We start from the raw sequence: 23,942 nt of genomic DNA on the forward strand, positions 1-23,942 counted from the left end.
ACTCGTCCTCCATCGTCGAGGTCGCGCCGTCGCGCGGGCCGCCTACCAGTAATGTGTGCCACATTACCGTCCCGTCCGCACGGTGCGGCGCTCCTCGCTCACCGGGGCGCCCGCGCGTCGCGAGACGAACGCGAGCGCGTCGACGAGGATCGAGCCGTGGCAGCAGCCTGGAGGCGACCGTGACGTTCCCCGATGACCAGTCGTCGGTGCCCGGCGCGCCCGAGCCGATCCCCGCATCCGCCCCGCCCGTCTTCGCCGACCCGCTCGACGGCGCGGCCGGGCGCCCGCCGCTCGACGCCGACGGCATCGTCGTCGACGAGGTGGCGCGCAGCTTCGGCAGCGTGCAGGCCGTGCGGCAGATGACCTTCCACGCCAGGCCCGGCCGCGTCACCGCGCTCATCGGGCCGAACGGCGCCGGCAAGACCACCCTGCTGCTCATGCTCGCGTCGCTGCTCGCGCCGGACGCCGGGCAGATCCGCATCGCGGGCGCCGACCCGATGCGCGACCCGCGCGCCGTGCGGCGAGCGATGGGGTGGATGCCGGATGTGCTCGGCACGTGGCGCACGCTGTCGCCGCGGCAGATCCTCACGACCGTCGGCCGGCTGCACGGCATGCCGACGGCGGCGGCGCGGGCACGGGCCGACGAGCTCATCGTGCAGGCGCGGCTCGAGGAGCTCGCGCGGCGCCCCAGCCGCGTGCTCTCGCGCGGCCAGCAGCAGCGGCTCGGCCTCGCCCGCGCGCTCGTGCACCGCCCGCGCGTGCTGCTGCTCGACGAGCCGGCCGCGGGGCTCGACCCCACCTCCCGCCTCGAGCTGCGCGAGCTGCTGCGCGGCTTCGCCGCCGCCGGCGGCACGGTGCTCATCTCGAGCCACGACCTCTCCGAGCTCGACGAGATCGCCGAGGACGCCGTCTTCGTCGACCGCGGCGAGGTCGTCGGCGGCGAGCGGCTCGTGCTCGCCCGGCAGGCCGCCCGCGAGTGGCGCATCCGCGCGCTCGACCCGCAGGCGCTCAGCTACCAGCTCGCCCACATCGGCGTCGCCTTCGACCGCGTGCGCATCGACGGCGACGTCGCGCACGTCGCGCTCGATCGCGAGGAGGACGCCGCCGACGTGCTCGCCCGGCTCGTCCGCGCCGGCGTCCCCATCACGCACTTCGCGCCCGCCGTCGGCGACATCGAGCGCACCTACCTCTCGCTCGCCGGAGGCCGACGATGAGCCGCACCGAGACCCCGCCCGTCGCCGACGAGGCGTCCCGCCCGGCTCCGCCCGACGCATCCGGAGCCCTCGGCTGGCTGCGGCTGCTCGGCGTCGTCGTCGGGCTCGAGCTCGCGCAGCGCGTGCGCAGCGTCGCCTGGTACGTGCTGCTCGGCGTCGTCGCGATCGTCGTCGGCGGCGTGATCACGGTGCTGTTCCTGTCGCTGCAGGGTTACCAGCGCGACCTCGGCGGCGCCATCTTCGCGATGACGATCTTCCTCGTGATGCTCGTCACGTCGCTCGTCACGCCGGCGCCCTCGGGCAACGCGATCAACGGCGACCGCGACGGCGGCACGCTCGCGTCGACGCAGGTGACGCAGGTGACGGCATCGCAGCTCGTGCTCGGCAAGGTGCTGGGCTCGTGGATCGCCTCGCTCGGCTTCCTCGCCGTGTGCACGCCGTTCATGCTCGCGTCGGCGATGCTCGGAGGCCTCCGCTGGGAGGCGGTGCTCGTCGCGATCCCCATCGTGGTGCTCGAGATCGGCGTCATCTCGGCGATCGGCGTCGGGCTCTCGGGCCTCATCCGCCGGCCGGTGCTCTCGACGGTCGTCAGCTACCTCGTCGTGGCGCTGTTCAGCGTGGGCACCCTCATCGGCTTCGGCGTCGCGACGATCGCCTTCCAGACCGAGGAGGAGCGGCAGGAGATCAGCTGGGACTACGACGAGCAGACCGGCAACGCCACGTGCGTGGAGACCGACCGCACCTACACGACCGTCGTCGCCCGGCCCGACCGGGTGTGGTGGATGCTCGCGGCCAACCCCTACGTGATCCTCGCCGACGCCATCCCGCCGCACTTCGGCGGCGACAGCTACCCCGACGACGTCTTCGGCCAGATCGGGCTCGGCGTGCGCGGGCTGCAGGAGCCGCCGCACGTCGAGTCGTGCGCCGACTACGACCCCATGGGCGGCTACCAGGGCGACTCGCCGCGCGAGATCTACGAGCGCACGGTGCCCAGCTGGTTCGTCGGGCTCGGCATCCACGTGGCGCTCGCGGCCGCGGCCGTGTGGGGCGCGATCGCCGCCGTGCGCGCCCCGGCCCGCCGGCTCGCCCCCGGCAGCCGCATCGCCTGACCCGCCGCGCCCATCCGCCCGCCCCATCGGCCCGCCCCATCCGCCCGACCCGCCGCCTCTGCTCGCGCCCTCGAGCACAACGCAAGCCCCGATCGCCCGGATGGCGGGCTGCCCGGCCCCGCGCCGCCTCCGCCCGCGGAACGCGCACGCCGGGCTTGCGTTGTGCGCGAGCGGCCCGGGCAGGATGGGGGCATGACGCTTCCGACCAGGGCCGCCGGGATCCAGGCGCAACTGCGCGAGCTCGGCATCGACCGCGACGTGATCCGCTTCGACGAGGGCACGCACACCGCGAAGGCCGCCGCCGCGGCGCTCGGCATCGAGGTGGGCGCGATCGCCAACTCGCTCATCTTCTGGATGGCGGATGCGCCGCTGCTCGTGATGACGTCGGGCCGGCACCGCGTCGACACGGCGATGCTCGCCGAGCAGCTCGGCGAGGGGCCGATCGAGCGCGCCACCCCCGAGCAGGTGCGCGCCGCGACCGGGCAGGTGATCGGCGGCGTCGCGCCGCTCGGGCACCCCGCGCCCATCCGCACGATCGTCGACGTCGCGCTCCGCGACCACCCGGAGCTCTCGGCAGCGGCAGGCACCGCAGACACCGTCTTCATGCTCACGTACGACGAACTGCTGCGCATCACCGGCGGCGAGGAGCTCGTCGTCGGCGACTGATCGCCGGCCCCACTGCGGCGCCGGCTCGCACCTTCCCCGAAGCATGCCCGGCCTACACTCGGGCACGTGACTGACACTGCACCCACCCCCGCCCCCGCGCTCGAGGTCTGGCCCGGCGAGGCATACCCGCTGGGTGCCACGTTCGACGGCACCGGCACGAACTTCGCCCTCTACACCGAGTCGGCGGAGAAGGTCGAGCTGTGCCTGTTCGACGACGACGACGTCGAGACCCGGGTCGAGCTGACCGAGGTCGACGCGTACGTCTGGCACGCCTACCTCCCGAGCGTCCAGCCGGGCCAGCGCTACGGCTATCGCGTGCACGGCGCCTACGACCCGCAGCAGGGCCTGCGCCACAACCCGGCGAAGCTGCTGCTCGACCCCTACGCGAAGGCCACGAGCGGCACCATCGAGTGGGGCCAGCCGCTGCACAGCTACAACTTCGGCGACCCGCTGAGCCGCAACGACGACGACTCCGCGCCCAACATGGTCAAGGGCGTCGTCATCAACCCGTTCTTCGACTGGACGGGCGACCGCTACCCGCGCACGCCCTACAACGAGTCCGTCATCTACGAGGCGCACGTCAAGGGGCTCACGCAGACGCACCCCGACGTGCCCGAGGCGCTGCGCGGCACCTACGCCGGCCTCGCGCACCCGTCGATCATCGCCCACCTGCAGAAGATCGGCGTCACCGCGCTCGAGCTGATGCCGGTGCACCAGTTCGTGCACGACGCGACGCTCGTCGAGAAGGGCCTGCGCAACTACTGGGGCTACAACACGCTCAGCTTCTTCGCGCCGCACGCCGAGTACGCCGGCACCGGCGAGCGCGGCCAGCAGGTGCAGGAGTTCAAGGCGATGGTGAAGGCCATGCACGCCGCCGGCATCGAGGTCATCCTCGACGTGGTCTACAACCACACCGCCGAGGGCAACCACATGGGCCCGACCCTCAGCTGGCGGGGCATCGACAACCGCGCCTACTACCGCCTGGTCGACGGCGACGAGCAGCACTACATGGACTACACGGGCACCGGCAACAGCCTCAACGTCGGCCACCCGCACTCGCTGCAGCTCATCATGGACAGCCTGCGGTACTGGGTCACCGAGATGCACGTCGACGGCTTCCGCTTCGACCTCGCCGCGACCCTCGCCCGCGAGTTCTACGACGTCGACAAGCTCTCCACCTTCTTCGAGCTCGTGCAGCAGGATCCGGTGATCAGCCAGGTCAAGCTCATCGCCGAGCCGTGGGACATCGGCCCGGGCGGCTACCAGGTGGGCAACTTCCCGCCGCAGTGGACCGAGTGGAACGGCAAGTACCGCGACCAGGTGCGCGACTTCTGGCGCGGCGAGCCCACGGCGCTCGGCGAGTTCGCGAGCCGCCTGGCCGGCTCCGCCGACCTGTACGAGCACTCCGGTCGCCGGCCCGTCGCATCCATCAACTTCGTCACCGCCCACGACGGCTTCACGCTGCGCGACCTCGTCAGCTACAACGAGAAGCACAACGACGCCAACGGCGAGGGCGGCAACGACGGCGAGAGCCACAACCGCTCCTACAACTACGGCGCCGAGGGGCCCACCGACGACCCCGAGATCCTCGCGATCCGGGCGCGACAGCAGCGCAACTTCCTCGCGACGCTGCTGCTCAGCCAGGGCGTGCCGATGATCCTGCACGGCGACGAGCTCGGCCGCACCCAGCAGGGCAACAACAACACCTACGCGCAGGACTCCGAGCTCAGCTGGATCGACTGGTCGTCGATCGACCAGCCGCTCATCGAGTTCACGGCCGCGGTGGCGCGGCTGCGCCACGACCACCCGACGTTCCGCCGCAAGCGCTTCTTCACCGGCTCGACGGTGCGCACCGGCGACGGCGAGCGCCTGAACGACATCGTCTGGCTGCGCGTCGACGGCACGCCTATGGAGTCGTCCGACTGGGATGCGGCCGCGAGCGAGAAGGCCGTCGGCATGTACCTCAACGGCCACGGCATCGCCGGTCGCGGCATGCGCGGCGAGCGCATCACCGACAACCACTTCCTCATCTACTGCAACGCGTCCGAGGACGAGCTCGACGTGGCGATCCCGCCGGCCGAGTACGCCGAGGCGTGGGATGTCCTCATCGACACGGGCGCGCAGGAGGCCGTCGAGGGGCCGGTGCGCGCCGGCGAGGTCGGCAAGCTCGCGCCGCGCTCGGTCGCGGTGCTCCGCGAGCACATCCCGCCCGTCGACCAGGACTTCTCGGTCGCCGCGTCCATCGCCGCGGCGAGCTCGTCGGCGCCGGGACCGGTGACGACGCCCGACTCGCGGACGACCGACGCGAGGCCGCTCCACGCATCCACGCCCCAGGCCGGCCCGGGCGAGCCGCTCGAGCCCGGCCGCGAGGGCACCGTGCCCGACGAGCTGCCCGCCGACGGCGCGTCCGACGACCATCCCGCCAGCTGACCCGAGGAGACCCGTGCGCACGCCGCAGAGCACCTACCGACTGCAGATCAGCGACGAGTTCACGCTCTTCGACGCGGCCGCGCGGCTCGACGCGCTCGCCGACCTCGGCGTCGACTGGGTCTACCTGTCGCCCATCCTCGAGGCCGAGCTCGGCTCGAACCACGGCTACGACGTCGTCTCGCACGCCCGCGTCGACCCGGCGCGCGGCGGCGAGGCGGGGCTGGATGCGCTGGCCGAGAAGGCGCGCGGCCTCGGCATGGGGGTGCTCGTCGACATCGTGCCCAACCACATGGGCGTGGCCGTGCCGGAGCACAACGCCTGGTGGTGGCAGCTGCTGCGCGAGGGGCGCGAGAGCGCGATCGCGCCGGCGTTCGACGTCGACTGGGAGGCGGGCGGCGGCAAGCTGCTGCTGCCGATCGTCGGCGACGACGACTGGTCGGAGGACGGCGCCGTCGCCCGCCTCGAGCTCGAGCGGGGCGACGACGGCGAAGCGCACGCGCTGCGCTACTGGGACACGCGGCTGCCGGTCGCGCCCGGCACGGGCGAGGGGACGGCGCAGGAGGTGCTCGAGCGGCAGCACTACCGCCTGGGCCACTGGAAGACCGGCGACGACCAGCTCAACTACCGCCGCTTCTTCGCGGTGACGACGCTCGCCGCGGTGCGGGTCGAGCTGCCCGAGGTGTTCGACGCGACGCACGCCGAGATCGGCCGGTGGTTCGACGAGCGCCTCGTGCAGGGCCTGCGCGTCGACCACCCCGACGGCCTGCGCGACCCCGCCGGCTACCTCGAGGACCTCGACCGCCTCACGGGCGGCGCCTTCGTGCTGGTCGAGAAGATCCTCGAGCCCGGCGAGCAGCTGCCGCGCTGGGCGACGGCGGGCACGACCGGCTACGACACGCTCGGCGAGATCGACCGCGTGCTCACCGACCCGGCCGCGGCCGAGTCCCTCGATGCGCTCGACGCGCGCCTGCGCGGCGGCGAGCCGGTCGACTGGGCCGAGCTCACGCACCGCACGAAGCGGCGCATCACCGACGGCATCCTGCGCGCCGAGGTGCTGCGCCTCGAGCGCGAGGTGCGGGCGGCGGATGCGTGGGGCGACCGGGGCGCGCCCGACGACACCGCTGACGCGATCGCCGAGCTGCTCGCCTGCTTCCCCGTGTACCGCTCGTACCTGCCCGACGGCCTCGAGCACCTCGGCGCCGCGGCCGAGCGCGCGAAGCAGCACCGGCCCGAGCTGGCCGAGACGATCGACGCGCTGCTGCCGGTGCTCGGCAACCCGCGGCACGAGGCGGCGCTGCGCTTCCAGCAGACGAGCGGCATGGTGATGGCGAAGGGCGTCGAGGACACCGCCTTCTACCGCTACTCGCGCCTGACGAGCCTCAACGAGGTGGGCGGCGACCCGGATGTCTTCGACATCACGGTGCACGACTTCCACACGTCGATGGCGAAGCGGCAGGCGGAGTGGCCGCACGCGATGAACGCGCTGTCGACGCACGACACGAAGCGCGGCGAGGACGTGCGCGCCCGCATCACCACGATCGCCGAGGTGCCCGAGCTCTGGGAGGGCTTGCTCGACAAGCTGCTCGTCTTCGCCCCCACCAAGGGCCGGGCGTTCGCGAACCTGCTGCTGCAGGCGGTCGTCGGCGCGTGGCCGGCGAGCGAGGAGCGGCTCGTCGCCTACATGGAGAAGGCCGCGCGCGAGGCCGACGCGATCACGCACTGGACCGACCCCGACACCCGCTTCGAGGGGCACCTCGCCGAGCTCGTGCGCAACGTGATGGCCGAGCCCGCGAGCCGCGACGTCGAGGCGTTCCTCGCCGCGACGGAGGAGGGCTTCCGCTCGAACGTGCTGTCGGCGAAGCTGCTCAATCTCATGATCCCGGGCTTCCCCGACGTCTACCAGGGCTCGGAGGCGCTCGAGCAGTCGCTCGTCGACCCCGACAACCGCCGGCCCGTTGACTGGGAGCGGATGGATGCGCTGCGGTCGTCCGCGCGCGAGCCCGTCACGGGCGCGTGGGACCTCGAGGTCGCCAAGGTGCGGCTCGTGCGCGAGGCGCTGCGCCTGCGCCGCGAGCACCCGGAGCGCTTCGAGCACTACGAGCCGGTGCTCGCCTCGGGCGACGCCGAGCAGCACGTGCTGGCGTTCAACCGCGGGGGAGCGATCGCGATCGCGACGCGGCTGCCGATCGGGCTCGCCGCCCGCGGCGGCTGGGGCGAGACGACGCTGCACCTGCCGCCGCGCGGCGACGACGCGGTGCGCTGGCGCGACGTGCTCACGGGCCGCGTCGTCGAGGGCGGCGAGGCGCGGATGGCCGACGTGCTCGGCACGCTGCCGGTCGCGCTGCTCACCCTCGCCGACTGACCCGCGTGCCGTCATGACCGACATCGGCACCGCATCCGCACCCCGCGCACCCCGCGCCGGGCGGCCCTGGACGGCGCTCGTCGCGCTCGTCCTCCTCTGGGGCGCCTTCCTGTCGGTCGCCCGCTTCGCCGTCGTGCTGACGCTCTGGTACGTCGCGACGCTCGGGCTGCCGACGGAGGATCCGGGCGGCGAGGCGGCGACGGCCATCGCGCTCGGCGTCGGCGTGGTGCTCGTGCTCGTCGCGCTCATCGCGGTGAGCCTCCGGCGCCGCTGGGCCCGCTGGCCGGTCGTCGTGCTCGGCGCCGTCGGCGGCGTGGCAGGGCTCGGGATCCTGGTCGCCACGGCCTCGCCCGCGCTCGAGACGGTGCTCATGTCGCTCGCGCCGCTCGTCGGCGCCGTGCTGCTGGCGCTCCCGGCGTCGACGCCGTGGTTCCGGCCCCGCTCGCCCGCGCGCCCCGTCGCGGCCGCGCCCCGCGCCTGAGCGCCGGGGACCCCCCGCACTCAGCCGCCGCTCCGCTTCGCTTGCGAGGATCGACGCATGAGCGAGCTGCACGAGTACCGGGTCTGGGCGCCGAACGCGCAGCGCATGCGCGTCGTCGCGGGCCGCGAGAGCGTCGAGATGACGAGCGCCGAGGGCGGCTGGTGGCACGCGCTCGCGCCTGCGGGCGACTACGGCTTCCAGATCGACGACGACGACGCGGTGCGGCCCGACCCGCGCAGCCGCCGGCAGCCCCACGGCGTCCACGAGCGCTCCCGCACGTGGGACGCATCCGCCCATGACTGGGCCGACGCCGACTGGACGGGCAGGCCGATCGCCGGCGGCGTGCTGTACGAGCTGCACATCGGCACGTTCACGCAGGAGGGCACGCTCGACGCGGCGGCCGAGCGGCTCGACCACCTGCTCGAGATCGGCGTCACGCACGTCGAGCTGCTGCCCGTCAACGGCTTCAACGGCACCCACAACTGGGGCTACGACGGGGTCGCCTGGTACGCGGTGCACGAGGGCTACGGCGGCCCGGCCGCCTACCAGCGGTTCGTCGACGCGGCCCACGGCGCCGGCCTCGCCGTCGTGCAGGACGTCGTGCACAACCACCTCGGCCCCTCCGGCAACTACCTGCCGCTGTTCGGCCCGTACCTCTCGAGCGAGGGCCGCTCCACGTGGGGAGAGCACGTGAACGTCGCCGAGCCGGCCGTGCGGCGCTTCATCCTCGACAACGTGCGCTTCTGGTTCGAACAGATGCACGTCGACGCGCTGCGGCTCGACGCCGTGCACGCGCTGCGCGACGAGGGGCCGCTGCACATCCTCGAGGAGATGGCGGTCGAGACCGCCGCGCTCGCGGCGCACCTCGGGCGGCCGCTCGAGCTCATCGCCGAGAGCGACCTCAACGACCCCACCCTCATCACCCCGCGCGAGGGCGGCGGCTACGGGCTCGACGCCCAGTGGTCCGACGACTTCCACCACGGCGTGCACGTCGCGCTGACGGGCGAGACGGAGGGCTACTACGCCGACTTCGCGCCGCTCACGGCGCTCGGCAAGGTGCTCGAGCGCGGCTTCTTCCACGACGGCACCTACTCGTCGTTCCGCGAGCGCGACCACGGGCGCCCGATCGACACCGACCGCTCGCTGTCGTGGCGGCTGGTCGTGAGCGCCCAGAACCACGACCAGATCGGCAACCGCGCCCGCGGCGACCGCATCACCGAGGTGCTCACCGAGTCGCAGCTGCTGTGCGCGGCGCTGCTGCTCTACGCCGGCCCCTACACGCCGATGCTCTTCATGGGCGAGGAGTGGGCGGCGTCGAGCCCGTTCCAGTTCTTCACCTCGCACCCGGAGGAGGAGCTCGGGCGCCTCACCGCCGAGGGCCGGCTCGCCGAGTTCGAGCGGATGGGGTGGGACCCGGCGGTCGTGCCCGACCCGCAGGACCCGGCCACCTTCGAGCGCTCGAAGCTCGACTGGGCCGAGGCGCGGCGCGAGCGGCACGCGCGGGTGCTCGACGGCTACCGGCAGCTCGCCGGGCTGCGCCGCGAGCTCGAGGCGCTCACCGACCCGCACTACGCGCGGAACGCCGTCGAGGTCGACGAGGCCGCGGGCGTGCTGCGGCTCGTGCGCCGGGCGGGCAGGACGGATGCGGTCGAGATCGTCGTGAACGTCGGCTCCGAGCCGCAGACGGTGCCGGTGACGAAGCGGCGGCTGCGCTTCCAGACGCACCCCGACGTCGCGGTCGCCGAGCAGCTCACGCTGCCGCCGGGCAGCGGCGCCCTCCTCGACTGACCCCGCCCGCCCCGCTCCGCTGGTCGAGCCGGTCGCGCAGCGACCGAGTCGAGACCACACCACCGCGCCCGCCCCGCCCCGCCGCCGGTCGAGCCGGTCGCGCAGCGACCGAGTCGAGACCACCCCGCCCCGCCCGCCCCGCCCATCCGCCGGTCGAGCCGGTCGCGCAGCGACCGAGTCGAGACCACCCCGCCCCCACCCCGACTACCGTTGACCCCGTGACGCCCACCGTCGAGACCCTCGACCTCCCCGTGACCGGCTACCTCCAGACCCGCCGCGGCGAGATCGCCGAGGTGGCGATGTCGGCCGAGCCCGACGGCCCGCTGCGCCTCTACCTGCGCCTGCCGGAGGGCGCGGGCGAGCTGTCGCCCGGCCTCTACAGCACGTCGGTCGCGGCGCTGCTCGACGACGACCCCGACGAGGGCTGGCTGCTCACGGTGGTGCTCGAGCCGGAGGAGCCGGGCGCCGAGGTGCGCCGCGACCCGGTGTTCGACGCCCGCTACCCCTGGGAGGAGACCGACCTCGCCATCGCGCAGCACCGCGAGGATCTCGAGCTCGACGGACCGGTGCCCGAGCGCGAGTGCGAGGTCGACCCGTTCGGCCTCTGGGCCGTCGACGAGCAGGGGCGGGCGTTCGTCGTCGAGGGCGGCGTCGACGACGAGAGCGGGCTGCTGTGGCTGCACCCGGTCTCGTCCTACGGCCGTGCGCTGCACCCGGGCGTCTACGACGCCGTCGCGGCCGACGACGCGCAGGCGCCGGCGCTCGACGACGACGACGCCCTCGTGCCGGCGTCGGCGGTGCAGGCGCTGCAGGTGTACCTCTACGACGGCTTCCCGGATGCGCCGCACGGGGTCTGGCGCATCGGGTCGCGCGCCGCGCTCGAGGCCGAGGCCGAGGCCTCCCTGCCCGAGTACGACCCGACCGACTGGCTGCGCTGGCTCGTGCCGGTCGACGGCGGCGACCCGGTGCCCGTGCTGCTCGCCGACGCCGCCGACGGCTCGGTCGCCTTCGAGGTGCTCGGTGCGCGAGCGCCGTCGTGGGCCGCCGGCCGGGCGGTGATGGCCGCCGCGCCGCGCCCCGACCAGGCGCCGGGGGATCGCCGCGAGCTGTCGCTCCTGTCGAAGCCGGTCGCCGAGCTGCGCTCCTCGAATGCGAAGATCCGCAAGCGCGCGCCCTCGCGCGTCGGCCGCTTCGTGCTCGAGGCAGAAGGCTGGATGCCCGAGGGCTGGAGCGCGCTCGGCTGACGCCGCCGTCGGGCGGGCGGGGACTCAGGCGTCGACCGTCTCCGAGACCGCGAACCGGCGGCGGTACGCCGATGGCGCGACGCCCAGCTGCCGCGTGAAGTGGTGCCGCAGGAGCGCGGCTGTGCCGAACCCCGCCTGCTGCGCCACCGCATCCAGCCCCAGGTCGGTCGCCTCGAGCAGCGCCTGCGCGCGCTGCACGCGCTGCGAGACGAGCCACGCGGCGGGCGTCGTGCCGAGCTCTTCGCGGAACCGGCGCGCGAAGGTGCGCTCGGAGAGCCGAGCGCGGCGGGCGAGCGAGGCGATCGTGTGCTCCTCGTCGAGCCGCGCCGCCACCCAGTCGATGAGCGGCGCGAGGGTGTCGGCGCGCTGCTCGGCGACAGGTCCGACCGCGTACTGCGACTGCCCGCCGTCGCGCAGCGGCGGCACCACCATCGAGCGCGCGATGATGGCCGCCACCTGGGCGCCCTGCAGCTCGCGGATGAGGTGGAGCGAGGCGTCGATGGCCGCCGCGGTGCCGGCGCTCGAGGTCACGGGGCCGTCGTCGGCCCAGAGCGCGTCGCGCTCGACGACGATGTCGGGGAACTGCTCGGCCAGCTGCTCGACGTGCCGCCAGTGCGTCGCGACCCGTCGGTCCGAGAGGATGCCGGCGCGCGCGGCGACGAAGGCGCCCGTGCACAGCGTCAGCACGCGGGCGCCGCGGGCGACGGCCCGCTGCAGCACGTGGGCGATGCTCACCGAGCAGGCCGCGTCGATGCAGCAGTCGGCGTAGGGCGCGACGATGACGACATCGGCCTCGTCGGCGAACGCCAGCCCCTCCTGCACCATGATCGGCAGGCCCAGCCCACCCTCGACGCGGATCGGGCCCGGCGTGGGCGTCACCACCCGGAAGTCGTTGCGGGGCACGCCGCGGTCGGTGCGGTCGGCGCCGAAGACCTCGGCCGCGACCGCCAGCTCGAACGCGCTCACCTCGTCGTCGACGATGCAGGCCACCTGCAGCACGGCTTCCTCCGCTCTCCCTCGGGACCGATCCGCCTTGGCAGGATCTTGTCGAGTGTTGACCATCCTGCCACTGGTGGCAGGATCTTGGCAAGCGCAGACTTCCTGCCATGGAAGCACTCTGGATCATCCTCCTCATCGCCCTCGCGATCGGCGCCGTCGCCGGCACGATCGACGCACTGCTGCGGCAGCGCGCCCCCCGCACCCCCGTCGACCCCGAGCGGCTCGCCCGGCTCCGCGAGCGCGTCGAGGACGCCGATGCCCGCCGCATCGCCGCCGAGGTCGAGGAGCGCATCGCCCACCGGCTCGACGCCCCCGGCAACGGCCTCGCCCCGCAGATGGGCGACGCCCGCGTCTGGGCCGGCGCGTACTGAGCCCCGCCGCCGCCGTCCGATCCGCCTCTGGCGCGGGCGGCGGCGCAGGCGCATCATCGGTGCCATGGAAGCCACCTGGATGAGCGCGGCGACGGCCGATCCCACCTGGATCGTGCTGCTCGCCGCCCTCGGCGTCGTCGGCGCAGCCGCCACCGTCGTGCTGCTCGTGCTGCAGCGGGAGCCGCGCACGCGCGCCGACCGCGAGCGCATCGCCCGACGCCGCGAGCCCCGCGGCGCGCACTGACGCCGCCCGGGGCCTCGCCCCGGTAGCGTGCGAGGCATGCGCCTCGCGAACGCCCGCCTGCTCGACGGCACCCTCATCGACCTCGACATCCTCGACGGGGGCATCGAGCGGGTGAGCCCCGCCGGCACGACGCCCTCGACCGGCGCGCGGCACGACCTCGAGGGCGCGACGGTGCTGCCGGGCCTCTGGGACGAGCACACCCACATGGGCCAGTGGGCCCGCCACCGCACGCGCGCGAGCGTGCTCGACGCGGCGAGCGCCGAGGAAGCCGCCGCGCTCGCGGGACGCCACGCCCGCGCGCACCGGGGCGGCGAGCCCGTCGTGCTCGTCGGCATGCGCGACGGCCTCTGGCCCGCGCCGCCCACCCGCGCGCTGCTCGACGCGCAGACGGGCGACGTGCCCACGCTCGTGGTCTCGAGCGACGTGCACTGCTCCTGGCCGAACACCGCGATGCTCCGCCGCCTCGGCATCGACCTCGACGCGCCGCTGCTGCGCGAGGAGGCGGCGTTCGACGCGCTGAGCGCGGTCGAGGGGATGCTCGACGCCGACGCGCTCGACCGTCACGTCGTCGACGCTCTGGCCGCCGCCGCCGAGCGGGGCGTCGTGGGCGTGGTCGACCTCGAGTTCGACGACGCCGTCGGCGCCTGGATGCGCCCGGGCCGCTCCACGCCCCTCCGAGTGGAGGCGGGCGTGTACGCGAAGGACCTCGAGCTCGCCGCCGAGCGCGGCCTGCGGACGGGCGACGCGATCGCACGTCGGGCACGCATGGGGCGGCTCAAGGTGATCTCCGACGGCTCGCTCGGCACCCGCACGGCGTGGACGGCCCATCCCTACGGCTCTTTCGAGACGGGGGAGGAGGGCACCGGGGTGCGCAACGTCGACGACGCCGCGCTCGACCGCCTGCTCGCGCGCGCGGGCGAGCTCGGCATCGACGCGACGATCCACGCGATCGGCGACGCCGCCGTGACGGCCGCGATCGACGCGTTCGAGCGCGCCGGCACCGGCGGCCGCATCGAGCACGCGCAGCTCGTCTCGGGCGTCGACATCCCGCGGCTCGCGCGCCTCGGCATCACCGCCTCCATCCAGCCCGAGCACGCGCTCGACGACCGCGAGCTGACCGCGGCGCTGTGGGCCGACCGCAGCCGCGACGCGTTCCGCATCCGCACCCTCGTCGACGCGGGCGTGGATGTCGTGCTCGGCTCCGATGCGCCCGTCACGCCGCTCGACCCGTGGCTCGCGATCGCCACCGCCGTCACGCGCACCCGCGGCGACGAGCACCCCTGGCAGCCCGAGGAGGCGATCTCCCTCGAGCAGGCCGTGCGCGCCTCGAGCCGGTCGCGGCTGGCCGCCGAGGAGCCCGCCGACATCGTCGTGCTCGGCGCGGCACCGCCCGTGCCGTCGGCCCACGACGACCCGGCCGCCGTCGCCGCGGCGCTGCGCACCATGCCGGTGGCGCTCACGATGGTCGCCGGCGAGGTCGTGCACGGCGCCCTCTGACGACGGGGCAGCGCGCCGCAGGCCATCCGCCGCAGGTCATCCGCCCGGGGGCATCGGCCGCCTGCCATGATCGGCGCAGGCGAGAGGGCGACGATGGCGATGCAGGATCGGATCACGCTGCGGTTCCTCGCGGCGCCCACGGATGCCGCGCACGGCGGCGGCACCGTGCAGGCGGGCCGGGTGCTCGAGTGGATCGACAAGGCGGGCTTCGCGTGCGCCGCCGGCTACTCCGGCTCGTACTGCGTCACCGCCTACGTCGGCAACGTGCACTACACCGCGCCCATCCGGCCAGGCAGCCTCATCGAGGCGACCGCCCGCATCACCCACACCGGCCGCACGAGCATGCACGTGTTCGTCACCGTCGAGGCTGCCGATCCGCGCACCGGCGAGTTCGAGGTCGCGCTCGACTGCCTGCTCGTCTTCGTCGCGGTCGACGAGCACGGCAGGGCCAAGCCGGTGCAGCCGTGGCGGCCCCGCACGAGCGACGACGAGCTGCTCGCGCGCGGGAGCGAGGAGCGCGTCGAGGCGCGCCGCCACATCCACGACCTGCTGCGGGAGATCGAGTTCTCCGACGACATGACGACGCCGGCCGAGACCTTCCGGTTCCTCGCGAACCCCGGCGACGTCAACTGGGGCGGCAACGCGCACGGCGGCATCGTCATGCGCGCACGCGCTCCGGCGACCCGCGCACGGGCGAGCTCGAGCTCGCCACCCAGTGCATGTCGGTCTACGTCGTGCGCGGCGACGACGGCGACGCGATCGCGCTGCCGCAGCTCGCGCTGACGAGCGATGCCGATCGCCGCGCCGACGCGCAGGTGCGCGAGATCGTCGCGCAGCGCGCGGCGCTCGCCCCGCTGCCCGTGCCGAGGCGCTGAGGCCGCGACAGGGTTCGCACAGCGGATGCCCCGGGCCGTTGTGGATGCGGCACAACCGGTCGCGCCGGCCCGCGCCCGTCGTTGCACGGGCGTCCAACCCCTGACCGCACCCCTGGTCGACGCGCCTACCGTGGGGGCGCATCCGTCCTGAAGGGGGAACCATGGCCGACCGCACGTCCGCACCCGCCCGCGCCGACCGTCACCGCGCGAGCGCCGAGACCCGCCCGCGACTGCAGGGCCAGGTCGACGTGGAGTGGCTCGGCCGCGACCTGCTCGGCACGTGGGCCGAGCGCCGCCTCGCCGCCCGCGCGAAGGTCGCCGACCCCCGCTACCAGCGCATCGACGACCTCACGGTCGCCGAGCACCGCGAGCGCGTGCTCGGCCAGATGCGGCAGCTCGTCGACGACGGCGCCGTGCTCGCGGCCTTCCCGTCGCACCTCGGCGGGCAGGACGACCACGGCGGCAACATCGCCGGCTTCGAGGAGCTCGTGCTCGCCGACCCGAGCCTGCAGATCAAGTCGGGCGTGCAGTACGGCCTGTTCGGCGCCGCCGTGCTGCACCTCGGCACGCAGCACCACCACGACACGTTCCTGCCGCCGATCATGCGGCTGGATGTGCCGGGCGCGTTCGCGATGACCGAGACGGGCCACGGGTCCGACGTCGCGTCGATCGCCACGACCGCCACATACGACGAGGCGACCGAGGAGTTCGTCATCCACACGCCCTTCCGCGGCGCGTGGAAGGACTACCTCGGCAACGCCGCGCTGCACGGCAAGCACGCGGTCGTCTTCGCGAAGCTCATCACCAAGGGCGTCGACCACGGCGTGCACGCGTTCTACACGCCGCTGCGCGACGACGAGGGGAGCTTCCTGCCCGGCATCGGCGGCGAGGACGACGGCTACAAGGGCGGGCTGAACGGCATCGACAACGGCCGCCTCCACTTCACGCACGTGCGCGTGCCGCGCACCAACCTGCTGAACCGCTACGGCGACGTCGCCCCCGACGGCACCTACTCGAGCCCGATCGCGAGCCCGGGCCGGCGCTTCTTCACGATGATCGGCACGCTCGTGCAGGGCCGCGTGTCGCTCGACGGCGCCGCGGTCGTGGCGCAGGAGGCGGCGCTCGCGATCGCCATCCGCTACGGCGCCGAGCGCCGCCAGTTCAACGCGTCGAGCGAGACGCAGGAGGAGGTGCTGCTCGACTACCGCCGCCACCAGCGGCGCCTGTTCACGCGCCTCGCCAAGGCCTACGCGCAGCGCTACGCGCACGAGATCCTGCTGGCGAAGTTCGACGGCGTCTTCTCGGGCCGCAGCGACACCCCCGAGGAGCGCGAGGACCTCGAGACGCTCGCCGCCGGGCTCAAGGCGCTCTCCACCTGGCAGGCGCTCGACACGCTGCAGGAGGCGCGCGAGGCGTGCGGCGGCGCCGGCTTCCTCGGCGAGAACCGCCTCGTGCAGCTGCGCGCCGACCTCGACGTGTACGTCACGTTCGAGGGCGACAACACCGTGCTGCTGCAGCTCGTGGGCAAGCGCCTGCTCGGCGACTTCTCCAAGCAGTTCAAGGGCGCGTCGAAGGCCGACATCGCCCGCTTCGCCGCCGACCAGCTCTTCGACCGCGCGACGGCGCTCGTGGGCCTGCGCGCCCTGTCGCAGGACGTGCGCGACCTGCGCAACGTGAAGAAGTCGTCGATCGCCCTGCGCGACCGCGACGTGCAGCGCGACCTGCTCGAGGACCGCGTCGAGACGATGGTCGCCGACATCGCCGGTCGCCTGCGCCACGCGCCGAAGGACCAGGCGCAGGCCGCGGCCGCGTTCAACGACGAGCAGCACGAGCTCATCGAGGCCGCCCGCGCCTGGGTCGAGCTGCAGCAGTACGACGCGCTCGCTGCCGCGGTCGAGCGGATGCCCGAGGCGACCCGCAAGGTGATGACGCACGTGCGCGACCTCTTCGCGCTCACGATCATCGAGGAGCACGCGGCGTGGCACCTCGAGCACGGCCGCCTCTCGGGCGCCCGCTCGAAGGCCGTCACCTCCACGATCGAGCGACTGCTGCAGAAGCTGCGCCCGCACGCGCTCGATCTCGTCGCGGCCTTCGGGCTCGGCGACGAGCACCTGCGCGCGCGGATCGCCACCGGCGCCGAGGGCGCCCGCCAGGCCGAGGCGATGGCCCACTACGCGGCGCTCCGCGCGGCGGGCGAGCTGCCGGTGCCCGAGAAGCGCGCGAAGGCGACCGACCCCGACGCGCAGCCGATCGTCGAGGCGGGCGCCGCGCCGCTGCCCCCGTCGGCGTTCGACTCGGCCGCCTCGGCGCCGTCGGTCGACTCGGTCGAGGCGGTGCCGACGGATGCGTCGGCCGACGCCGAGGAGGCGCACGTCGCGACCCGCTGACCGAGCGGGAGGAGAGGGGGATGCCGGCGCCGGCATCCCCCTCTCGCCACCCGCCCCTCATGGCCGACTCATAGGGGTACATACCGCGAGCGGAATTGCGTACGCCATACGCTGAAGGAATGATCACCGCCGGAGCACTCCGCTCGACCATTCCCGCCAGCGAGCGGCAGACCGACGCGCCGCGGGCCGACTTCCGCGTCGTGGCCCGCGCCGTGCGCGACGCCGGCCTGCTCGAGCGAACCGTCGGCTTCTACGGATGGCTGATGGCCGGTCTCGGCGTCGCCCTCGTCGGCCTGCTCGTCGGCTCGATGCTGCTCGGCGACTCGTGGTGGCAGCTCGCCATCGCGGCCGCCCTCGGCGTCGTGCTCACCCAGATCTCGTTCATCGCGCACGAGGCGTCGCACCGCCAGGTGTTCAAGTCCGGCCCCGCGAACGACCGGCTCGGCCGCATCCTCGCCGCGGGCGTCGTCGGCATCAGCCACCAGTGGTGGCAGACGAAGCACTCGCGCCACCACGCGAACCCCAACCAGATCGGCCGCGACCCCGACATCGAGATCGACACGATCTCGTTCCTCCCGAGCGACGCCAAGCGAGCCCGCGGCGCCCAGCGCTGGATCACCCGTCGGCAGGGCTGGCTCTTCTTCCCGCTGCTGACGTTCGAGGGCATCAACCTGCACGTGCGGTCGATCGCCACGCTCTTCGAGCGCCGCGAGGTCAACGGCCGCTGGCTCGAGCTCGGGCTCATCACGCTGCGCTTCGCGCTGCTCATCACCTTCCTGCTGTGGGTCATGCCGCCGCTCATGGCGCTCGCGTTCCTCGGCGTGCAGCTGGCCGTCTTCGGCGTCGGCATGGGCGCATCCTTCGCCCCGAACCACAAGGGCATGCCGACCGTCAGCCGCGACGCCCGCCTCGACTTCTTCACGAAGCAGGTGCGCACCTCCCGCAACATCGGCGGCTGGGGCATGACGATGCTGCTCGGCGGCCTGAACTACCAGGTCGAGCACCATCTGTTCCCCAACATGGCGCGCCCGCACCTGCGTGCCGCGAGCGAGATCGTGCGCGCGCACTGCGCCGAGCACGGCATCCCCTACACGGAGACCAACCTCGTCGAGGCCTACGGCTCGGTCGTGCGGCACCTGAACCGCGTCGGCCTCGCGGCCCGCGACCCGTTCGACTGCCCGATGCTGGCGACGAGGCGATGACCGGAGGCTCCTGCCGCCCGCAGCCCGTGCGGCACGCGATCGCGCAGCTGCACTGGCGGCTCAGCCCCTGGCGGCTCGTGCGCGAGCAGCCGGCGCACGTGGGCCCGCGCCTGCTGATCGGCGCACCGCACACCTCCAACCGCGACTTCGTGCTCATGCTCGCGATCACGTGGGATGCGCGGCTCCCGGTGCGCTGGCTCGGCAAGCGCGAGCTGTTCCAGGGCCCGTTCGGCCGCGTCATGCACTGGCTCGGCGGCATCCCCGTCGACCGCGACGACCCCGCGGGCCTCGTCGAGCGCGTGGTCGAGCTCGTGCGCCACGACCCTCGCGCCGCGATCGTCGTCACGCCCGACGGCACGCGCAGCTCGACGCACTGGCGCAGCGGCTTCTACCGCATCGCGTACGACGCGGGGATCCCCGTCACGCTCGGCTTCGTCGACTCGATCACCGGCACCACGGGCCTCGGCCCGACCATCCGTCTCACAGGGGATGTCCCGGCCGACATGGACCGCATCCGCGCGTTCTACGCCGGCAAGGCGGGCATCAACCCCGAGCGCACGACCGAGCCGCGCCTCGCCGACGAGGCAGGGCTCGCCGCCCGGCTCGCGCAGGAGCGCCTCGAGCCCTGACCGGCGGGGGTGGTGCGCCGCGGCCCGCGATGCCACGATGACGGCATGGACGAGAACCCGGTGCACGAGATCAGCGAGGCGGAGTGCCACAAGCTGCTGGCCGCGTTCGAGTTCGGGCGCATCGCGTTCCGAGTCGGCGAGGCCCTTGAGGTGTTCCCGATCAACTACCACGCGGCCGGCGGCGCGATCACGTTCCGCACCGCGCCGGGCACGAAGCTCGCGGGCGTGCTGCTCGCCGACGACGTGGTCGTCGAGATCGACCACATCGGGGCGAAGGAGGCGTGGAGCGTCATCGGCCACGGCAAGGCGCGCCGGCTCGAGTCGAGCAGCGAGGTCGAGGCGGCCGAGCGGCTGCCCATCCATCCGCTCGTGCCGACGGTGAAGCGCGAGTTCGTGCGCATCGACCTCGCGCGCGTCAGCGGGCGCCGCTTCCACCGCTTCGCCGAGCCGGACGCGGCGAGCGAGCCGCTCGTCGACTCGACCGACTGAGCTCAGCCAGCGGCACCGCTCGCGCCGCCGCCGTAGCCCGACATCGCGATGCGCGTGCCCGGGCGTCGCATCTCCATGCGGTACGCGGCCCACAGCACGAAGACCGCCTCGGCGTGCGTCAGGCCGGCCTCGAGCGCGAGCTCGGGCCGGTAGCGCCACGGGCCCGCCGGCGCGACGGAGCCGATCCTCGTGCCGCGCTGCTCGAGGTCGAGGCAGAGCGCGCCGAGCAGCCAGTTGGTGGTGCGCACGAGCTCGGTGGCGCCGCTCGGACCCTCCATGCGCCATCGCGACGCGAGCAGGCCGCCGCGCTCCAGCGCGATCGCGACCTCGCCGTCCCGCGCGGCCGCGAGGCCGCTCGGCCCGTGCTGGAACGCCCAGTCCTCGCCGAGCACCTCGACCTCCGCGGACTCGCTCCAGAAGCGCGCGCCCGTGCGCGCGACCTCCTCGCCGTCGACCTCGACCGCTCCCGCATCCCACCGGTACCGCATGCGACCACCGTACGGTGGTCGGTGGGTGCCGGGCCGCACGCGGGAATCGCCGCGCGCCCGCGGGCGTTGTCGGATCCGAGAGCCACAGCAGGGGGAGCAGCCGCATGCCGCATGAGGTCGAGACGACCACCGCCACGATCGACCGACCCCGCGAGACCCGCACGGTCGCGATCCTGGGTGCGGGCAAGATCGGCACGGTGCTCGCGCGGCTCTCGCTCGCCGCGGGCCACCGCACGCTCATCGCGGGCTCCGGCAGCCCGGAGCGCATCCGGCTCATCGCCGAGTACCTGGCGCCGGGGGCGGAGGCGATGCGGTCCGCGGATGCGGCTGCCGCGGCCGACGTCGTCATCCTCGCCCTGCCGCTTGGCCAGCACCACCGCCTGCCCGTCGAGGCGCTCGAGGGGCGGCTCGTCATCGACGCGATGAACTACTGGTGGGAGACGGACGGCATCCGCGACGAGTTCACCGATCCCGAGCGGCCGACGAGCGTGATCGTGCAGGAGTCGATGCCGCGGGCTCGGGTCGTGAAGGCGTTCAACCACATGGGCTACCACGACCTCGCCGACTGGCCGCGGCCGGCGGGCCACCCGCAGCGCCGGGCGATCGCGGTCGCCGGCGACGACGCCGACGCGGTCGCCGAGGCCGCCGCGCTCGTCGACGGCTTCGGCTTCGACCCGGTCGTGCTCGAGTCGCTCGCGGCGGGGCTGCGGCTCCAGCCCGGCTTCCCCGCGTTCGGTGCGAACGAGGATGCCGCGACGCTGCGCGGGCTGCTGGCCGACTAGAGCCTGAGCGCGAGCAGGAACGCCGCGTAGCAGGCGAGGCTCGCCCAGGCGAGCGCGGAGCGGAGCCGCGGCGCGGCATCGAGGGCGACCAGCGCGCCGACGACCGCGAGCAGGGCCCAGGTCGCCGCGTGGCCCCAGCGCAGCGCCAGCTGCTGCACGCCCGTCGCGGTCGCCGCCTCCTCTGGGACGACGAGCGTCCACAGCACCGCCATCGCCGCGGCGACGGCCGCGCCGGCGAGCCCGAGCGCTCGGCGGTGCCGCGCACCCCAGGCGCGTGCGGGGGAGGGGCGGGCCGTCCCGGATGCGTCGCCCGACGCATCCGTCGGCGGCATCGGCGTCGTCACGGTCGAGAGCCTAGGTCGCGTCGCGGGCTCGCGCCAGACGGGCCGGCGCCGCGGACGGCGGGCGGCTGCGGCGTGTCGCACGATCAGGATTGCCGCACCAACGACGAAGCCCCCGCTTGGCGGGGGCTTCTGCTGTGGCTCCGACGGGCGTCGATCCCGTGACCTCACGATTTTCAGTCGTGCGCTCTACCAACTGAGCTACAGAGCCTGGCTCTCTCGAACCCGGCGGACCGGAGCCCGCCCTTGCACAAGGCCCTCTCGTGAGAGAGGGCCAGGGCAATGGCGACCCTGACGGGACTTGAACCCGCGACCTCCGCCGTGACAGGGCGGCGCGCTAACCAGACTGCGCTACAGGGCCATACCGGTAGTCCCATCGTACAGAGTGAATCCGCAGTGAGTGACCCCAACGGGATTCGAACCCGTGCTGCCGCCGTGAAAGGGCGGTGTCCTAGGCCGCTAAACGATGGGGCCATGCGCCGGAGCACATGACTACCGAGGGATGACGTTACAGCACGCGGAGGCCGCCGTGCAAACCGGGGCCGACCCGCGCGGCGAGCTCCTGGTGCGACCCGGGCGGCGGTTCCGGCGACACGCCCGCCTCAGTGTCGGCTGAACGGAACCTTCAGGTGGAACATGAAAGTTGATAGCGTGGCTCCCGATGTGTGTCGTGACACGGGCGCAGCCCGGGTGCACGATGTTGACTGATGCAGCCGCGCGCTGCTCGAACGGAGCGACATGGCCCACCCCAGCCGGCCGGCCCCAGGCCTCGCGGATCGGTCGCGCCTGCGCGCCGTCCGCCACGGCCTCGCCACGGCTGCGGCAGTCGCCAGCCTCGTGCTCGTCATGGTCGTGCCCGGCGCCCCGAGCGCCAACGCCGGAGGCCACGAGGATCAGTGGGGATACCCCACGTGGGCCGAGGTCGAGGCGGCACGCGGCAACGTGACCGCGAAGAACGCGCAGATCGAGCAGATCCGCGGACTCATCGCGCAGCTCGAGGCCGAGGCCGTGGACGCGCAGGCGTTCTCCGACCAGAAGGCCGCCGAGGCGATCGAGGCGCAGCGCGTCTACGACGAGGCCGTCGCGGTCGCCCAGCGCCTGCAGGAGCAGGCCGACGAGGCGTCGGCCCGGGCCAGCGAGTCGGAGCTCGCCGCCGGTCAGCTCGCGGCGCAGCTCGCCCGCAGCGGCGGCACAGGCGACATGAGCGCTGAGCTCTTCGCCAACCCCGGCTCCGCCGACAGCTGGCTCTATCGCCTCGACCTCATGGACCGTGCAGCCGGCACCGCCGACTCGCTCTACCAGCAGGCGCAGCAGGACTCCAACACCGCGCAGGCCCTCCAGGACCAGGCGGCCGTCGCGCGCGACGCCCTCGGCCAGCTCAAGGAGGAGGCCGACGCCGCCTACCTCGCCGCGCAGGAGGCCGCGATGGCCGCGCAGGCCGCGGTCGAGGAGGAGCAGAACAACCGCGTCGTGCTCGAGGCGCAGCTGTCGGTGCTCGTCGAGAACCGCGCCGCCACCGAGGCCGACTACCAGGCCGGCCAGCGCTGGCAGGCGTACCTCGCCGAGCAGGAGCGGCTGCGCATCGAGCGCGAGCGCCGCGAGGCCGAGGAGGCGCGGCAGCGCTGGCTCGCCGAGCAGCAGCGCCAGCGCGAGGCCGCGGCGCAGGCCGCCGCGGAAGCCGCGGCTCGGGCTGCGGCTGGCGGCGGCTCGGGAGGAGGCGGCTCGTCGAGCGGTGGCGGCAGCTCCGTCCCGGTGGCGCCCCCCGCCAGCAGCGGCTGGCAGACTCCCCTGTACGGACGCTTCACGTCGGGCTACGGGATGCGCAACGACCCGGTCGGCCAGCTCGGCCGCAAGCTGCATGCCGGAGTGGACATCGCAGGCGGCTGTGGTTCGCCCATTTACGCCGCGGCCAGCGGCGTCGTGACGCTCCGCTCCCGCGACATCTATGGCGCGAACATGCTCTACATCGACCATGGCGGCGGCGTGCAGACCGAGTACTACCACATGATCAGACCCGCCAGCGTCGTTCCCGGTCAGCGCGTGAGCGCCGGACAGGTGATCGCCTACGAGGGCAGCACCGGCTGGGTGACCGGCTGCCACCTGCACTTCCAGATCCGCGTCGGCGGCACGCTCGTCAACCCCGAGTCGTTCCTCAACGCCCGCGGCGTCTACCTGCGCTGACCGGCCCGGCGCATCCGTACTCCGCTGGTCGAGCCGCCGGCCCTCCGGGCCGGCGAGTCGAGACCATGAGACGGTCGGCTGCGCCGACCTCCTCGACGAGCGGGGTGCGGGATGCGCCGACCAGGCGACGAGAGAGGGGGCGCACCTCGCGGTGCGCCCCCTC

Annotated in this window: 22 protein-coding genes and 3 tRNA genes; 19 read left to right on the forward strand and 6 right to left on the reverse strand. The window is 73.8% G+C overall.

What is annotated here, in order from left to right; all coding sequences use genetic code 11:
- The first annotated feature begins 179 nt into the window (after positions 1 to 179).
- The 8 genes from MU522_RS06070 (at position 180) to MU522_RS06105 (ending at position 11,294) form a co-directional block, all read left to right on the forward strand.
- The gene (locus MU522_RS06070) at positions 180 to 1,214 is read left to right on the forward strand and encodes an ABC transporter ATP-binding protein (protein WP_246993229.1); all 1,035 of its coding nucleotides are present in this window, start codon (positions 180 to 182) and stop codon (positions 1,212 to 1,214) included.
- Positions 1,211 to 2,323, forward strand: coding sequence for an ABC transporter permease (locus MU522_RS06075; RefSeq protein WP_246993231.1), 1,113 nt, complete (start codon positions 1,211 to 1,213; stop codon positions 2,321 to 2,323). Before MU522_RS06070 ends, MU522_RS06075 begins: the two co-directional genes overlap by 4 nt.
- A gap of 192 nt (positions 2,324 to 2,515) precedes the next feature.
- On the forward strand, positions 2,516 to 2,989 hold the full coding sequence (locus tag MU522_RS06080) for a YbaK/EbsC family protein (protein WP_246993233.1): 474 nt from the start codon (positions 2,516 to 2,518) through the stop codon (positions 2,987 to 2,989).
- A gap of 66 nt (positions 2,990 to 3,055) precedes the next feature.
- Entirely contained in the window at positions 3,056 to 5,419 is a 2,364-nt protein-coding gene (gene glgX, locus MU522_RS06085) for a glycogen debranching protein GlgX (protein ID WP_246993235.1), read from the forward strand.
- Positions 5,420 to 5,432: 13 nt separating this feature from the next.
- The gene (gene treY, locus MU522_RS06090) at positions 5,433 to 7,781 is read left to right on the forward strand and encodes a malto-oligosyltrehalose synthase (RefSeq protein WP_246993237.1); all 2,349 of its coding nucleotides are present in this window, start codon (positions 5,433 to 5,435) and stop codon (positions 7,779 to 7,781) included.
- 13 nt (positions 7,782 to 7,794) lie between these two features.
- The gene (locus MU522_RS06095) at positions 7,795 to 8,262 is read left to right on the forward strand and encodes a hypothetical protein (RefSeq protein WP_246993238.1); all 468 of its coding nucleotides are present in this window, start codon (positions 7,795 to 7,797) and stop codon (positions 8,260 to 8,262) included.
- Between the two features lie 57 nt (positions 8,263 to 8,319).
- On the forward strand, positions 8,320 to 10,050 hold the full coding sequence (gene treZ / locus MU522_RS06100; RefSeq protein WP_246993240.1) for a malto-oligosyltrehalose trehalohydrolase: 1,731 nt from the start codon (positions 8,320 to 8,322) through the stop codon (positions 10,048 to 10,050).
- A gap of 218 nt (positions 10,051 to 10,268) precedes the next feature.
- Positions 10,269 to 11,294, forward strand: a complete 1,026-nt coding sequence (locus MU522_RS06105; protein ID WP_246993242.1) for a hypothetical protein — start codon at positions 10,269 to 10,271, stop codon at positions 11,292 to 11,294.
- Between the two features lie 24 nt (positions 11,295 to 11,318).
- Here MU522_RS06105 and MU522_RS06110 read toward each other — a convergent pair whose 3' ends face one another.
- Positions 11,319 to 12,293 (reverse strand): helix-turn-helix domain-containing protein, encoded by a 975-nt coding sequence (locus MU522_RS06110; RefSeq protein WP_246993244.1) that lies wholly within the window; start codon positions 12,291 to 12,293, stop codon positions 11,319 to 11,321.
- A gap of 107 nt (positions 12,294 to 12,400) precedes the next feature.
- Between MU522_RS06110 and MU522_RS06115 the strand changes: the two genes are divergently transcribed.
- From MU522_RS06115 to MU522_RS06155, 9 genes are all read left to right on the forward strand, one after another.
- Positions 12,401 to 12,664, forward strand: coding sequence for a hypothetical protein (locus MU522_RS06115; RefSeq protein WP_128189248.1), 264 nt, complete (start codon positions 12,401 to 12,403; stop codon positions 12,662 to 12,664).
- 64 nt (positions 12,665 to 12,728) lie between these two features.
- Positions 12,729 to 12,908, forward strand: coding sequence for a hypothetical protein (locus MU522_RS06120; RefSeq protein WP_246993247.1), 180 nt, complete (start codon positions 12,729 to 12,731; stop codon positions 12,906 to 12,908).
- A 36-nt stretch (positions 12,909 to 12,944) separates the two neighbouring features.
- Entirely contained in the window at positions 12,945 to 14,405 is a 1,461-nt protein-coding gene (locus tag MU522_RS06125; protein ID WP_246993249.1) for an amidohydrolase family protein, read from the forward strand.
- A 99-nt stretch (positions 14,406 to 14,504) separates the two neighbouring features.
- Positions 14,505 to 15,188 (forward strand): acyl-CoA thioesterase, encoded by a 684-nt coding sequence (locus MU522_RS06130; RefSeq protein WP_246993251.1) that lies wholly within the window; start codon positions 14,505 to 14,507, stop codon positions 15,186 to 15,188.
- Entirely contained in the window at positions 15,125 to 15,280 is a 156-nt protein-coding gene (locus MU522_RS06135) for a hypothetical protein (protein WP_246993253.1), read from the forward strand. The genes MU522_RS06130 and MU522_RS06135 overlap by 64 nt, the downstream gene beginning before the upstream one ends.
- A gap of 161 nt (positions 15,281 to 15,441) precedes the next feature.
- Positions 15,442 to 17,667, forward strand: a complete 2,226-nt coding sequence (locus tag MU522_RS06140; protein ID WP_246993255.1) for an acyl-CoA dehydrogenase — start codon at positions 15,442 to 15,444, stop codon at positions 17,665 to 17,667.
- Between the two features lie 119 nt (positions 17,668 to 17,786).
- Entirely contained in the window at positions 17,787 to 18,869 is a 1,083-nt protein-coding gene (locus tag MU522_RS06145; protein WP_246993257.1) for an acyl-CoA desaturase, read from the forward strand.
- Entirely contained in the window at positions 18,866 to 19,498 is a 633-nt protein-coding gene (locus tag MU522_RS06150) for a 1-acyl-sn-glycerol-3-phosphate acyltransferase (RefSeq protein ID WP_246993259.1), read from the forward strand. The genes MU522_RS06145 and MU522_RS06150 overlap by 4 nt, the downstream gene beginning before the upstream one ends.
- A 45-nt stretch (positions 19,499 to 19,543) precedes the next feature.
- Complete coding sequence (locus MU522_RS06155; RefSeq protein WP_128190539.1) at positions 19,544 to 19,987, forward strand: pyridoxamine 5'-phosphate oxidase family protein; 444 nt, start codon at positions 19,544 to 19,546, stop codon at positions 19,985 to 19,987.
- A 2-nt stretch (positions 19,988 to 19,989) separates the two neighbouring features.
- Here MU522_RS06155 and MU522_RS06160 read toward each other — a convergent pair whose 3' ends face one another.
- The gene (locus tag MU522_RS06160; RefSeq protein WP_246993261.1) at positions 19,990 to 20,475 is read right to left on the reverse strand and encodes a hypothetical protein; all 486 of its coding nucleotides are present in this window, start codon (positions 20,473 to 20,475) and stop codon (positions 19,990 to 19,992) included.
- 104 nt (positions 20,476 to 20,579) lie between these two features.
- Between MU522_RS06160 and MU522_RS06165 the strand changes: the two genes are divergently transcribed.
- Entirely contained in the window at positions 20,580 to 21,257 is a 678-nt protein-coding gene (locus MU522_RS06165; RefSeq protein WP_128190541.1) for an NAD(P)-binding domain-containing protein, read from the forward strand.
- Here the strand turns inward: MU522_RS06165 and MU522_RS06170 are convergent.
- The 4 genes from MU522_RS06170 to MU522_RS06185 all read right to left on the reverse strand — a co-directional run bounded on the left by MU522_RS06170 (position 21,254) and on the right by MU522_RS06185 (position 22,072).
- Positions 21,254 to 21,601, reverse strand: a complete 348-nt coding sequence (locus MU522_RS06170) for a hypothetical protein (RefSeq protein WP_246993263.1) — start codon at positions 21,599 to 21,601, stop codon at positions 21,254 to 21,256. The genes MU522_RS06165 and MU522_RS06170 overlap by 4 nt on opposite strands.
- A 135-nt stretch (positions 21,602 to 21,736) precedes the next feature.
- A tRNA-Phe gene (locus MU522_RS06175) sits at positions 21,737 to 21,809 on the reverse strand.
- 72 nt (positions 21,810 to 21,881) lie between these two features.
- A tRNA-Asp gene (locus MU522_RS06180) sits at positions 21,882 to 21,959 on the reverse strand.
- Positions 21,960 to 21,999: 40 nt separating this feature from the next.
- Positions 22,000 to 22,072, reverse strand: a tRNA-Glu gene (locus tag MU522_RS06185).
- Between the two features lie 264 nt (positions 22,073 to 22,336).
- On the opposite strand from MU522_RS06185, the gene MU522_RS06190 reads away from it, so the two are divergent.
- Positions 22,337 to 23,779: a peptidoglycan DD-metalloendopeptidase family protein gene (locus tag MU522_RS06190; protein WP_246993265.1), complete on the forward strand. Its 1,443-nt coding sequence runs from the start codon at positions 22,337 to 22,339 to the stop codon at positions 23,777 to 23,779.
- Positions 23,780 to 23,942: the final 163 nt, after the last annotated feature.

The sequence above is a fragment of the Agrococcus sp. SCSIO52902 genome, from assembly GCF_022983135.1.
Taxonomy (GTDB): Bacteria; Actinomycetota; Actinomycetes; order Actinomycetales; family Microbacteriaceae; genus Agrococcus; species Agrococcus sediminis.

Excerpts from the sequence above, each read along its gene's own strand:
- MU522_RS06140 (WP_246993255.1), top strand. The coding sequence starts at position 15,442 with ATGGCCGACCGCACGTCCGCACCCGCCCGCGCCGACCGTCACCGCGCG.
- MU522_RS06135 (WP_246993253.1), top strand. The coding sequence starts at position 15,125 with ATGTCGGTCTACGTCGTGCGCGGCGACGACGGCGACGCGATCGCGCTG.
- MU522_RS06115 (WP_128189248.1), top strand. The coding sequence starts at position 12,401 with ATGGAAGCACTCTGGATCATCCTCCTCATCGCCCTCGCGATCGGCGCC.
- MU522_RS06155 (WP_128190539.1), top strand. The coding sequence starts at position 19,544 with ATGGACGAGAACCCGGTGCACGAGATCAGCGAGGCGGAGTGCCACAAG.
- MU522_RS06125 (WP_246993249.1), top strand. The coding sequence starts at position 12,945 with ATGCGCCTCGCGAACGCCCGCCTGCTCGACGGCACCCTCATCGACCTC.
- MU522_RS06095 (WP_246993238.1), top strand. The coding sequence starts at position 7,795 with ATGACCGACATCGGCACCGCATCCGCACCCCGCGCACCCCGCGCCGGG.
- treZ (WP_246993240.1), top strand. The coding sequence starts at position 8,320 with ATGAGCGAGCTGCACGAGTACCGGGTCTGGGCGCCGAACGCGCAGCGC.
- MU522_RS06150 (WP_246993259.1), top strand. The coding sequence starts at position 18,866 with ATGACCGGAGGCTCCTGCCGCCCGCAGCCCGTGCGGCACGCGATCGCG.
- MU522_RS06130 (WP_246993251.1), top strand. The coding sequence starts at position 14,505 with ATGCAGGATCGGATCACGCTGCGGTTCCTCGCGGCGCCCACGGATGCC.
- MU522_RS06120 (WP_246993247.1), top strand. The coding sequence starts at position 12,729 with ATGGAAGCCACCTGGATGAGCGCGGCGACGGCCGATCCCACCTGGATC.
- MU522_RS06145 (WP_246993257.1), top strand. The coding sequence starts at position 17,787 with ATGATCACCGCCGGAGCACTCCGCTCGACCATTCCCGCCAGCGAGCGG.
- MU522_RS06080 (WP_246993233.1), top strand. The coding sequence starts at position 2,516 with ATGACGCTTCCGACCAGGGCCGCCGGGATCCAGGCGCAACTGCGCGAG.
- MU522_RS06075 (WP_246993231.1), top strand. The coding sequence starts at position 1,211 with ATGAGCCGCACCGAGACCCCGCCCGTCGCCGACGAGGCGTCCCGCCCG.
- MU522_RS06160 (WP_246993261.1), bottom strand. The coding sequence starts at position 20,475 with ATGCGGTACCGGTGGGATGCGGGAGCGGTCGAGGTCGACGGCGAGGAG.
- MU522_RS06165 (WP_128190541.1), top strand. The coding sequence starts at position 20,580 with ATGCCGCATGAGGTCGAGACGACCACCGCCACGATCGACCGACCCCGC.
- MU522_RS06190 (WP_246993265.1), top strand. The coding sequence starts at position 22,337 with ATGGCCCACCCCAGCCGGCCGGCCCCAGGCCTCGCGGATCGGTCGCGC.